Annotated in this window: 12 protein-coding genes; 10 read left to right on the top strand and 2 right to left on the bottom strand. The window is 64.2% G+C overall.

Annotation, left to right across the window (positions count from 1 at the left end):
• Positions 1 to 12: 12 nt before the first annotated feature.
• On the bottom strand, positions 13 to 453 hold the full coding sequence (locus tag AT984_RS05335; protein WP_058722107.1) for a (2Fe-2S)-binding protein: 441 nt from the start codon (positions 451 to 453) through the stop codon (positions 13 to 15).
• Between the two features lie 80 nt (positions 454 to 533).
• Here AT984_RS05335 and AT984_RS05340 point away from each other — a divergent pair, with 80 nt between their 5' ends.
• The 10 genes from AT984_RS05340 (at position 534) to AT984_RS05385 (ending at position 11,114) form a co-directional block, all read left to right on the top strand.
• Entirely contained in the window at positions 534 to 1,358 is an 825-nt protein-coding gene (locus AT984_RS05340) for a DUF6502 family protein (RefSeq protein WP_058719204.1), read from the top strand.
• Positions 1,342 to 2,538, top strand: coding sequence for a DUF5666 domain-containing protein (locus tag AT984_RS05345; RefSeq protein WP_156421904.1), 1,197 nt, complete (start codon positions 1,342 to 1,344; stop codon positions 2,536 to 2,538). Before AT984_RS05340 ends, AT984_RS05345 begins: the two co-directional genes overlap by 17 nt.
• Positions 2,539 to 2,686: 148 nt before the next feature.
• Positions 2,687 to 3,112: a DUF302 domain-containing protein gene (locus AT984_RS05350; RefSeq protein WP_058719206.1), complete on the top strand. Its 426-nt coding sequence runs from the start codon at positions 2,687 to 2,689 to the stop codon at positions 3,110 to 3,112.
• Entirely contained in the window at positions 3,112 to 4,290 is a 1,179-nt protein-coding gene (locus tag AT984_RS05355) for an AI-2E family transporter (RefSeq protein WP_082679805.1), read from the top strand. Before AT984_RS05350 ends, AT984_RS05355 begins: the two co-directional genes overlap by 1 nt.
• Positions 4,287 to 5,543: a 2Fe-2S iron-sulfur cluster-binding protein gene (locus AT984_RS05360; RefSeq protein WP_082679806.1), complete on the top strand. Its 1,257-nt coding sequence runs from the start codon at positions 4,287 to 4,289 to the stop codon at positions 5,541 to 5,543. Before AT984_RS05355 ends, AT984_RS05360 begins: the two co-directional genes overlap by 4 nt.
• 5 nt (positions 5,544 to 5,548) lie before the next feature.
• A complete protein-coding gene (locus AT984_RS05365; protein WP_058719207.1) occupies positions 5,549 to 6,127 on the top strand; it encodes a hypothetical protein in 579 nt (192 codons plus the stop codon).
• On the top strand, positions 6,124 to 7,056 hold the full coding sequence (locus AT984_RS05370; protein ID WP_058722109.1) for a hypothetical protein: 933 nt from the start codon (positions 6,124 to 6,126) through the stop codon (positions 7,054 to 7,056). The genes AT984_RS05365 and AT984_RS05370 overlap by 4 nt, the downstream gene beginning before the upstream one ends.
• A 286-nt stretch (positions 7,057 to 7,342) precedes the next feature.
• Entirely contained in the window at positions 7,343 to 8,983 is a 1,641-nt protein-coding gene (locus AT984_RS05375) for a hypothetical protein (protein ID WP_156421905.1), read from the top strand.
• Between the two features lie 11 nt (positions 8,984 to 8,994).
• Positions 8,995 to 9,897, top strand: coding sequence for a hypothetical protein (locus tag AT984_RS05380; protein WP_156421906.1), 903 nt, complete (start codon positions 8,995 to 8,997; stop codon positions 9,895 to 9,897).
• The gene (locus tag AT984_RS05385) at positions 9,894 to 11,114 is read left to right on the top strand and encodes a M48 family metalloprotease (protein WP_082679807.1); all 1,221 of its coding nucleotides are present in this window, start codon (positions 9,894 to 9,896) and stop codon (positions 11,112 to 11,114) included. Before AT984_RS05380 ends, AT984_RS05385 begins: the two co-directional genes overlap by 4 nt.
• 53 nt (positions 11,115 to 11,167) lie before the next feature.
• Here AT984_RS05385 and AT984_RS05390 read toward each other — a convergent pair whose 3' ends face one another.
• Entirely contained in the window at positions 11,168 to 11,860 is a 693-nt protein-coding gene (locus AT984_RS05390) for a PEP-CTERM sorting domain-containing protein (protein WP_058719211.1), read from the bottom strand.
• Positions 11,861 to 12,038: the final 178 nt, after the last annotated feature.

Consider the following 12,038-nt stretch of genomic DNA (forward strand, 5'->3'; position numbering starts at 1 on the left):
GATGAGTCCTGTTTAAAGCGTGGTCACAGCGCTCTTGATGCGCTGGTAGGTGCCGCAGACGCAGACATTGCTGAGTTCCGAAGCGATCGAGGCGCCGCGATGCCCGGCCTGCATCGCGCAGGCGGTGGCCATCAACATGCCCGACTGGCAGTAGCCGCATTGCGGCACTTGGTGGGCGATCCAGGCTTTTTGCGCGGGGTGGCTGCGGTCGGGCGAGAGGCCTTCAATCGTGACGATGCGCTTGCCCACCGCGGAGGAAACGTCCATATCGCAGGACTTTTGCGGCTCGCCGTTGACCATCACGGTGCAGGCGCCGCAGACCTCGATGCCGCAGCCGTATTTGGTGCCGGTGAGGTTGAGCACATCGCGCAAGACCCACAGCAGCGGCATGTCTGCCGAGCTGACGGTGACCGGGCGATCTTTGCCATTGACGTTGAGCGTGTAGCTGGGCATGAGAGGCTCCTTTGGCTGAGCATTTGGCGAAATGCACAAATTGCGCATTTAACTTTGCGCGCGTAGAATTCTTCTGTCAAATGGAAAAACGCAATGAGTTGTTACTGCGGGCTCTTGAGTCTGTGCTGCTGCCGCTCACGCGGCTTTGCGTGGCGCAGGGCTTGCCCTATGACCAGGCCGAGGAGGCGCTCAAGCAAGCCTTTGTGGACGCCGCTCGCGAAGCCAAGCGCGCCGCCGGCGGGGTGGGGGCGCGCGACGTGAGCCAGGTCGCCACAGCCACGGGCCTGAGCCGGCGCGAGGTGGCCAGGCTGAGCGCCGCACCCGACCAGAACGCGGCGGCCAAGCCCTCGGCCGTCAACCAGCTCTATCTGCGCTGGAGCACGGCCAAGAAGCTGCGTGACGAGGCCGGCCAGCCGCGCGCCTTGCCGCGCACCGGCAAGTCACCCAGCTTTGAAACACTGGCTCAGTCCATCACCCGCCATGTGCACCCGCGCAGCCTGCTCGACGAGATGCTGCGCCTGGGCCTGGCGCGCCTGAGCGAGGACGGCCAGACCGTGCTGCTGGAGCCCGACCGCTTTGTGCCCGAGAAGGACGATGCGCAGATGTTTGGCTTCCTCGGCGCCAATGTCGGCGACCACCTCGCCGCGGCCAGCGCCAATGTCATTCACCGCGACCGGCGGCACTTTGAACAAGCCATCTTTGCCGATGAACTCAGCGAGCCCACGGCGACGGCGATCCGCGAGATCGCCGCGCAGCAGTGGCAGCGCGTATTAGCCGAGGTCGTGCCTGAGTTGGAGCGGCGCGTGGCCGAGGATCAAGCCGCCGGCCTGAGCGGCACGCACCGCGCCCGCCTGGGTCTTTTTAGTTTCAGCGAACCCGAGAACGATCATGAAGCCAAGTCCTGAGTTGAATCCGTCCCGGCGCCATTTATTGCTCGCATTCGCTGGCAGCGCGGCTTTATCGGCCTGCGGCGGCAGCGAGACCGTCACTGAACAGCCGACCAGTCATCCGCTTGGCATAGGCGCCGGCGGCACCGGCATCGTGAAGCGCAGCTTTTTGAGTGCGACGGTGACTGCCGTGGCGCCGATCAGCGTCGGCGGCGTGCAGCTGGTCACCGCCGGCGCGCAGCTGAGGGACGGCGACGGCCAGAGCCTGCGGGTCAACGAGATCGAACCCGGCATGACGGCCCGAGTGCAGGCCGGGCAGATCATGAGCCTGGCCGGGCGCAACCTGGCCTTGGTGCAGTCCCTGGTGGTGGACACCCAGCTGCGCGGCATGCCGACCTGGCTGGATGCGCAGACCGCCATCATCCTGGGCCAGCGGGTCAAGGTGCCGGCCTCGGCGTGGGGCATCAACGGCATCGGTGCCGGCGGCACCGGCCGCAGCTTGCGGGTTTGGGGCCAGCTCGACCTGGCCCGCGCTCAGGTGGTGGCCAGCCGTGTGGCCCTGGCCTTGCCGGGTGATACCGATATGTTGCGCGGCTTGCTCAGCGGCATCGACCGGGCCACCGGGCTGGTGCAGGTGGGTAGCCTGCAGGCGCGCGCGGCTGATCCGGCGCTGCTGCCCGCCGGGCTTGAGCCCGGCGCCGTGGTGCGTCTGGTGCTGGGCGCTGTGGGCGCCGATGGTCACCCTGCCTTGCTGGCGCTGCGCGAGGATGCGCTTCGCCCGCCCGAGGGCGCGCGGGTTGAGTTGGAAGGGCGGGTCACGCAATTCAGCAGCGCGCAGCGCTTTGCGCTGGATGGCGTGCCGGTCGATGCCTCACAGGCGGTGATCGAGGGCCTGGCCGATCTGATGGCGGGCTCCGAAGTCGAGGTCTCGGGCCGCATGAGTGGCGGCGTGCTGGTGGCGCGCGAGGTGGTGGCGCAGGCCGCCGAGCCGGTGGAGATCAATGGCCGCATTGATGCCCTGGACGGCGTGCGCCAGACCATCAGCGTTGGCGGCATGCTGCTGCACTGGTCCGCGGCCACACGCTTTGAGAGCAGCTCGGCCAAGGACCTGCGTGTGGGCCGCAAGCTGGCCGGCTTGGCCCGCTGGGTGCCCGGCCAAACCTTGCTGGAAGCCAGCCGGCTGCGCGTGGAGAAGTAAGTCCCTTGGACTCGCGGTCGCGCCCGGGCCCGGGCGCGACCGCGAGTTCGCTTGGTCGTGCCCTTGTGTGCGCTGCCGAACAGACTCTTGCTGGTGACGCTTCTAGGGTGGAGGCTCCGACGGATCCACCGGCAGGAAGGGCAGCACCATGTACGGCTTCACGACGACTTTGACCGACACCAGCTTCGAGCAGGCGCTGGCCCGGACGGTTGACGCGCTCAAAAGCGAAGGTTTCGGGGTCTTGAGCGAGATCGATGTTCAGGCCGCGCTGCAAGACAAGCTCGGCCTGGCGATGCTGCCTTACCGGATCCTCGGCGCTTGCAAACCCACTTTGGCTCATCAGGCCCTGCAGGCGGCGCCGGACATCGGCCTGCTGCTGCCCTGCAATGTGATCGTGCGTGAAGCCTCACCGGGCCATATCGTGGTGGGTTTTTTGGATCCGCAAATCATGGTGCGCCTGGTTGGCAGCATGGTCGGCCCCGAGTTGCAGGCTGTTGCCGACGCGGCCGAACAGCATCTGCGCAGCGCCTGCGCCCGGCTGGCCGGTAACACGGCCGCTGTTTCAGCGGTGTGATGCCGCCGCTGCTCCTGGCCCTCAGTGCGCTGGCCCTGGGCTGGATTCTGCAGCCTTTTTACGGCGCCATCCTGTGGGCGCTGATCATTGCCATTTTGTTCGCGCCGCTCTATCGGCGGCTGCTGCCGCGCGTGCAGCGGCGCCGCAATGTGGCCGCTGGCGTGGTGATGCTGCTGGTGCTGGTGGCGGGGGTCTTGCCCTTCGCGGTGGTGACCGCATCCCTGGGGCGTGAAGCATCTATCGTCTACCAACACATCGCCACCGGCGAATGGAATCCTGCCCTCTATCTGCGTGCGCAGTTTGATGCGTTGCCCACCTGGGTCACTGCGCTGCTGCAGCATGCCGGCGTGGCGGACTTCAACAAGCTGCTGCAGCAACTCACCAACGCCTTGGCGCAGGGCAGTCAATTCATCGCGGGCCAGGCCTTTGGCATCGGGCTTGACACCTTTGGCTTTGTTGCCAGCCTGGGCGTGGCCCTGTATTTGGCATTTTTCCTGCTGCGCGACGGGGTCGAGTTGGCACGCATTGCCGTGCTGGCGCTGCCGGTGCCGCCGCAGTTCAAGCAGGAATTGCTGGCCAAATTCATGGCCGTGGTGCGCGCCACGGTCAAGGGCAGCCTGCTCATTGCTGGCATTCAAGGCATCTTGGGTGGTTTCGCCTTCTGGTTCCTGGGGGTCAAGGGTGCGCTGCTCTGGGCGGTGGTGATGGCGTTCTTGTCGCTTTTGCCCATGATCGGTGCCGGCTTGGTGTGGCTGCCGGTGGCTGCCTATTTCTTGCTCAGCGGGCAGATTTGGCAGAGCCTGGCGCTGCTGGCCTATGGCAGCTTGGTGATCGGCTTGGTCGACAACCTGCTGCGCCCGGTGCTGGTCGGCAAAGATGCCGGCTTGCCGGACTATGTGGTCATGATCACGACGCTGGGTGGCATGGCGGTGTTCGGGCTCAACGGCTTCATCATCGGCCCCACCATCGCGGCGCTATTCATTGCGGTTTGGCATCTGGCGCTGGCTGCGCCGCCATTGTTGGCTGCAGCGGATGCGGCGGTTGCAACAACTGCAACGAGCGGGCCGCACGCCCTGCCCAGCGGCGGCGAGACAGTGCCGGGCAGGCAGGCTGAAGCGGCGACTCGCCGAACCGACTGGACAAGCGAGCCGGTGATCACACCCGATAGACCCGCATGACTGCCTTGCAATTGCTGAGCCTCATCTGCGCCGCGCTGCTGATTCAAATGGCCGCCGGGGTGGGTGTGCTGCTGTGGCGCGTGCGGCACCGGCTCGCAGCCCCGCAGCCGCCAATCGATGCGCCGCTGCCCTCGTCAGCTGCCAGCGCCTGGCCAGGCTGGCGCGACTTCCGCGTGCTGCGCCGGCATTTCGAAGATGCCGCCCAGACGCAATGCTCTTTTCATCTGCAGCCGCTGGATGGTGCGCCGCTGCCGACCTTCAAGCCGGGCCAATACCTCACTTTTGCGCTGCAATTGCCTAGCGACGCTGGGGCAGTAGCTGGGCCCCAGTCTCTGCTGACCCGCTGCTACTCGCTGTCGGACCGGCCCGACCCGGCCGAGTACCGCATCACCGTCAAGCGTGTGCCGCCGCCGCTGGGGCAAGCGGCGCTGCCAGCGGGCCTGTCGTCTACGTTTTTTCATGATGAGGTGCAGGTTGGTGATGTGTTGAAGGTCAAGGCACCGGCCGGCCATTTCTATATCGATACAGATGCGACCACCACGACGCCGGCCATTCTGATTGCCGGCGGCATTGGCATCACGCCCATGATGAGCATGCTGCGCTGGTGTCTGGCGCAGCAGCCCGAGCGGGTGGTTCAGCTTTACTACGGCGTACGCAGCAGTGCCGACCATGCTTTCAAGCAGACGCTGGAGGCGCTGGCCCAGGCGCACCCGGCTTTCAAGATCCATGTGGTTTACAGCAGACCTGAGCGTGATGACGTGCTGGGCCGGGGCTATCAGCATCTCGGCTATATCGACCTGCCGCTCTTGCGCATGCACCTGCCGCCTGGCCGAAACCAGTTCTATGTCTGCGGGCCGCCGCCAATGATGCAAAGCCTGGTGCCGGCGCTGCGCGAATGGGGAGTTAGCAAGGAGGATCTCCATTTCGAAGCCTTCGGCCCGGCCTCCATGCGGCCTGTTTTGCCGATGACGAATGAGCCCTTGCCGGCAGCGTCGGTCGCCTTGGACATCAAGTTCACTCGTTCCGGCCGCAGCCTGGTCTGGGATGGCCGGGACGCCAATCTGCTGGACTTTGCGGAACGCCATGGCGTGGCGGTGGACTCAGGTTGCCGCTCGGGCAGCTGCGGCACTTGCGCCACCAAGCTTCTTGCCGGCAGGGTGGACTATGCCGAGCCGCCTGATTACGACATCGCCTCAGGGGCTTGCCTGCTGTGCGTCGGCAAACCGGCCTCGGCCTTGGTGCTGGAGGCCTGACTGCCATGCAAGCACGCCTGCTCAGCCGCGAAGTCTTGCCCTTTTTCCTGTCGCTGCTTGCCTTGGGGGCGCTGGCCTTGCTGTGCGATGCCGCGCTGCATTTGCTCAATGCCGTCTGGATTGGGCGCTGGCTTGGCATTCCGGGCACGTTGCTGATCTTGGCCTCACTGGCTTATTCGCTGCGCAAGCGCAAAGTGATTCGCTGGGGCCAACCGGCCAAGTTGCTGCGCTGGCATGAGTTCATGGCTTGGGCGGGCTCTTTGCTGGTCTTGGTTCATGCCGGCATCCACTTCAATGCCATCCTGGCCTGGCTGGCTGTTTGGGCGATGTTGATCAATGTGGCCAGTGGCTTGAGCGGCAAGTATTTGCTCGAACGCGCGCGCCGCCGCCTTGAAGCCGCGCGCCAGCAGATGCGTGTGGAGGGCCTCAACGCCGAACAACTGGCCGAGCGCAGCTACTGGGACAGCCTGACCTTTGACGCTGTCAAGCAATGGCGCGCGGTGCACTTCCCCATCACCCTGGCTTTTGCCGTGTTGGCGCTGGCCCATATCGTGGCGGTGTTTCTTTTTTGGGGCTGGAAGTGAAGCGCCCCTGGCTGTGGTGGCTGATCGCTGCCAACTTGCTGGCCTTGCTGGTGTTAGCTTTTGTCTACCCACATCTGATGCTTGGCCCCGGTCCGCTTGTGCCCGCGCATGCCGAGCTGAGCACCGACTGTTTTGCCTGCCATGCGCCTTTGCGCGGCGTCAGTGCCGATCGCTGCATGGCCTGCCATGCGCTGGCTGATATAGGACTGCGTACCAGCAAGGGGGTGGCGATCCTGGCTGTGCCTGCCGTCGAACCGGCCGCCGCAGCAAGGTCGGTATCAACAAGCGCGTCAGGTCGCCTGAAGACCGCGTTTCACCAGGAATTGGAGGTGCAAAACTGCATGGCCTGCCACAGCGATCATGCCGGCCCCAAGCTGGCACAGTCCAGCCGCAAGCCCTTTTCGCACGAGATGCTGCGCGAGCAGACCCGTGAGCGCTGCGAAGCCTGCCATGCTGCACCCAGCAACGCCATGCATCAGAGGCTGAGCATTGGATGCACCCAGTGTCACAAAGTCCAGGGCTGGACGCCGGCGAGCTTTGAGCATGCAGCCCTGCCTGCGGCTGAACTGGCCCGCTGCGAGAGCTGCCACAAGGCGCCGGCCGACTCGCTGCATCGCCAAGTCAAGGACAGTTGCACGCAGTGCCATCGCCCGGAAGCTTGGAAGCCAGCTACTTTTGATCACGATGCGATGTTTCAACTCGACGGTGACCATAAGGCGAGCTGCGAGACCTGCCACATCAACAAGGACTATCGCCGCTACACCTGCTTTGGCTGCCACGAACACACGCCGGCCAATGTTCGGGCCGAGCACGAGGAAGAAGGGATTCAGGATCTTCAGAACTGCGCGCGCTGCCACCGCAGCGCGGACGAGGAGGGTGGCGAGCGGCAGCAGGGCCGCTCGTCGGGGTCCGGCCGGGAGAAAGACTGAGCGCACATCAAGCGGATTAAGCGGATCAGGCGCCGCTGGCCGGCTCCAATCGACCGCCACGCCTTGCTCGCATCCTCAAAGTTGTGGATGAGCAGGGAAAGACACCGTGAAGGCTTGTTGCCGCTGCTGTCTACAGTCGCGCCTAAGCGCCAGGCCCGACGCATCGTTCGAGGCGGCCACTTCAAGGATGCGGATGAGCGGCCTCGAGAAGAACTGGGATGGGAGTGAGGGTTTTTTCGCCCATTGTCGGCAGCATCTAGTCAAGGGTGCCGTGGCGGCGCTGCTGATGACGGCGCTCACCGTGCTGCTGCATGCCTTTCATCTTGAAGTGATCCATCAAATCGATTACCGAGTGACTTCTGCCGTGCTGGTGCGAACGCACGAATTGAGCGGTGCCGTCGTGAGCCGAGAAATGCAGAAGGTGGCGGAGACGTCGGAGCAGCCCTTGTCGGTTCAATTGATCGAGCTTGGCGCTCATGCGCGCATGCAGGCTTTTGAGGCCTCCAAGCCAGACTACGAGACGGTCGAACGCCTGCAGGGCGCGCGCCCGCTGGACCGCTCTGGGCAGATCGCGATCTTGAACGCGCTGGCCGACAACCTGCAGCAAGCTCACCTTGCGGCAAAGCAGCAGGGCCGCCGTGCGCTGCCTCAAGTGCTGGCCATCGACTTTGACCTGGCACCGCTTCCCGGCGAGCCTTTAGACCAGGCCAGCGAGGTGCTGAAGCGCCTGCGCAAGTTCATCAATGTGGTGGTGATCACCTTGCCGCATGGCGAGGGCGAAACCGACAAAGCCCGGGTGGCGGGCTTCATGAGCGGCCCGGCGAATTGCAACGTCACGGTCCCGCCGGTTGATGGTCAATATGGACTCTATTTCGCTTCACCGCTGGTGCATCGCCGCCAAGCCGAGGGGCCGCTGAGCTTTGCGACCGTGCAGTCACACCGGAAACTGGGCGAGCCCCCCACCTGGTTCCCGGCGTTGGGCACGCTGAGCCATGCGCTGTGGCAGCCCGGTGATGCCATCCATGCGGGCAATGCCGAGCACAAAGCCAAGGCCTGCGCCTTGACCATGGCCTGCCGCCAAGCCAGAGGCCTACCCATCGAGGGCAATTGCCCCGCGCCCGTCTCTGAGGAGAGAAAGGCCGATGCGCACGAGTGGGAAGACCGTTACTACAACTGGCCCTTGCTGCAGAGCGAACGCCTGATCTTCAGCCCGGTCGAGTCCGATCGGCGAGAGCTGCAAAAGGGCTGGGACGATCCGGGTGCGGTTCGCAATGATGTTGTGGCGCAGCTTCGCACCATGCCGCTGACGGCGCCGATTCTGCTGCTCTCGGTCGATGGTGGTGGCGGCTACGACCAACTGCCGACCCCGGCGGCCTTGCCCGCGCCGGTCAACGGCGCCACCTTTCATGCCTTGCAGGCTTTGAGCCTTGACAAGCCGCTCAGTGATCAGGGGCGTTTTGCTTGGTGGGGCGCCTTTGTTGACCTTGTCATTGGTCTTGTCTTTGTGCTGCTGGTGACGCCAGCCATGGTCTTGTTGCACCGTCTCAAGCCAGGCTGGCCGCAGCTTTGGATGATGCTGAGTGCGCTAACGCCCATGCTGCTCGGTGCTTTGCTGTTCTGGGCCAGCCTTTACCTGGCGGCTTTCCTGATGGTGCATTGCTTTTTCTGGTTCAACCCGATCTATGTCTTGATCGGGCTCTTGCTGCATACCTATGTCGAAGGTTGGAGCGAGGCTGCGCATTCGTCCGCGCACGCGGCTGAGCATGGGCGCGAGCACCATGCCCACGGTGCGCATCGAGCCCACAACAAGGATCAACGCGACCTCCGTCTGCTCCGCGCCCGGCGTTCCGATCGACTTCTGGCTTGGGCGCTCTATGTGCTGATCGTGTTGGCCGGCTTCTTTAATCTGCTATTGAAAATCAAGTGAGGGAATTCGCCATGAACACCCCACCGAACCCTTGCCAACCCACTTGGGTACTTAGGCACGGCGCTGCCGCGATGACGCTGGTGGCCCTACTTCTGATGGGCCTGACCGGTTTGGCCAAAGCTTCAGCCAGCACTGACTTCAGCGGCCATTGCATGCTGGCTTGCAGCGAGGCGAGCTGCGTCGTGTCGACGGCCAGCTCAAGCAACATGCCGCTGCAAGCAGGGCTGTGGACGCGTTTTGCTGATTGCAAATCCATCGAGGTCAAGCAGGGCAAGGTGGAGCTGGGCTATCTGCACAAAGGCCGCTGGCTGCGCCTCAGTTTGCTGCCAGGTGCGCAGGGCAGGGTGCAGACCCAGTTCGAGGCCAAACCACCGGACAAGCCCTGCGCCATCATCACCAGCGACTGCGTGCAAAAGCAAGCCATGGCCAAGACGGCGGCAGTAGGGGGGCATGGCATCGACAGCCGTGCAGCGCTGCCAGGCGGCGAAGGCGAGCCCTGCACATTGGGCCTGCCCTGCGGCGTGGTCCTGCCCGCTGAGCAGGGCCGCGAGGTTCGATTGGGGGCTGCAGCCCTGCAGGGCCGGCAGCTGCAACTGCGCATCGCCCGTGGCCAGGCACGGCCGCCCTATGCGGCGCAGCAAAGTTTGAGCGTCAGCGAAGGCCGGCTGCAAGTGCCGGGCAATGCCTTGCAAGCCGGCTCGGTCTATGAATACAGCTTGCTGGATGGCGCCGGCCAGGTGTTGGCGCGTGGCGAGTTTTCCACCATTTCCGGCAAGAGCGCCCAGCAGTTGCAGCAGCTGGCAAAGCAACGCAGCGCCCAGGGGCAAGACCCGGCACTGGCCTGGTACGACACGCTGGTCGACAACGAGCTGTGGTGGGATGCCCTGCTGCACGAACAAGGGAGTGCACCATGAAAGCATCCTCATTCACTGCTGTGCTGGCGGGCAGTTTGCTTTTGCTGGCCGCCGAAGCGGCACAGGCTCAGCTGTCTGACCTGTTCAAGATGTTGGCGCCGACGTCAGCAGGCGTGATTCGGCAGGCCGACACCGCGGCCAGTGGACCCGGCACTGCTGCTTCTCTTGCCCCAGGCCAGGCCCCGAACATGCGCGGCAAGAAGAGCGCTGCTGAGATCGCCGCCGAGCTGGCCCCCGACCGCCAGTGCCAAAAAGTGCAGGAGAAGTTCGATATCAGCGAGAAGCTGATGGAGTACGGCGGCACCGAGGCCGGCCTGCGTCTGCAAGCTCTGGTGGACAGTGACTTCAAGTATTCCGATCTGAGCGATGACGACCGCCGCATGCTGCGCTATCTGGCCCAGACCACCGTCTGGATTCCTGCCAGCGTGGAGCAGCGCCTGGGCTCGGTGGCTGACGAGTTGAGTGGCCGTCCGCCGGAGTTGAAGGATTTGCAGCGCTTGGCGCTGGATGAGTTGCAACAGCAGTCGCAGAAGTTCCGCCAGCTAACGCAGGACTTCCCGGGCGAGGTGGGGATTCGCGTCAACCCGGAGTTGGCTGACGGCGCCTTTGCCAAGTTCGGCGGCCGCATCCAAATCTCAACCAGCATGCTGAACCTGATGTCTGAGAACACTCTGGGCGCTGAGTTTGTGCTGGCTCATGAAATGGCCCATATCTACAAACGCCATGCGCTCAAGCATCTGCAGTTCTCGCTGCTGTCCAGCAAGGACGGCTGGGACCTGGGCAAGAAGTTGCTGGCGCGGGCCCAGCGTGGCGCCAGTTTTGAGCCGCTGCGCGACGGCATGTTCTTCGCCTTCACCATCCCTCAGCTGGTTAGTTATGTGCGCGGCATGCAGCAGCACTTCAACGACGAGCAGGAATTGGAGGCCGATGCCTGCGCCGCGCAATGGTTGCGCCTGGCTGCCGTGGACCCCAGCTCGGCCTGGGACTCCTTCCGCAGCGCTTTTGCCACAGGCGGCTATGACGCCGAGCACCCCGCCACCGAAGAGCGCGCCAAGAACTTCGCACGCCGGCTTGTGTTTGAACCCACTGCTGCCGGACCGAAGTCGGCTGAGGGCGACAAGGGCAAGGCCGGCAAGGCAGGCCGTACCGGAAAAGTTGTTGCGGCCGGCCCAGCGGACGCCAAGGCCCAGTCTGAGGGCAAGAAGGCGGGGCGCTGATTGGCGCTTGCGCTCAGCGACCCACCCGCGACCGCGCTGGGTCGCCGCGAGCCTTAACCCAGCTCGGTCAGGCGGGCATTGCGCTTGGATCGAGCGTTAGCGCCTAGCAAAACCAAGGCGCCAAGCCCCATGAGGGCGGCCGTGCTCGGCTCCGGCACCGCAGTGATGCTGATGGTTTCGTAGCTGACCTCAAGCCCGTAGTTGCCGAAGCGGCCAATGGTCCATTGGTAGGAGGACATGTCCTCGAAACCGTACTTGCCCACGGCATCCAGAATATTGAGCGAATGCAAGGTGGTGTCGACGCTGAAGGTGCGTCCAAATTCGAGCTCGTGGGCGGGCGCCAGGCCGGGTATGCGCAGGGCCAGGGGCACCCGGACATCGGTACCCAGGGACAGGAAGAAGCCGTCCACGCCGGGGTCGTTGTCGCGCAGCACGAAAAAGGCGTCGCCTGTGCCGGCTTGGGGGATATCCAGCTTCATATGAACGCCGGCGATATTGAGATCAAAGCTGTTGAGATCGATGCGATAGCCGCGTGTAGGAAAACTCTCGCTATCGAGGAAGTTGCTCGAGTCCACGATGAAGCTCATCACCGCGCGATCACCGGCCCCGACGCCACTCAGCCCGCCCTGGATCCCGTTGTACTCAACGCTGCCACCCAGCTCAACTCGAACGCCTGCGGCTGCGGCGGGCGAGCTGACGGCAGCGGCCAGCAGGCCGGCAAAAATCAACTTGGAAATTTGACTCATATGCTTGCTTCCCTTTTAGTGGTGCCGCAGTGAGAACATCTCACCATGGGCACAAGCGATGCTAGGGAAGGGCCCAGGCGCGGCATAGTGCAGCGCCGAGCAAAGCAGGGAAATCCTGACTACCCGCGACGGGTGGGCCTAGTTTGAAGTCCAGGCCAGGAGCGTCGGGCTGTTCAGG

It is taken from the genome of Paucibacter sp. KCTC 42545, from assembly GCF_001477625.1.
In the GTDB taxonomy this organism is placed as follows: Bacteria; Pseudomonadota; Gammaproteobacteria; order Burkholderiales; family Burkholderiaceae_C; genus Paucibacter_A.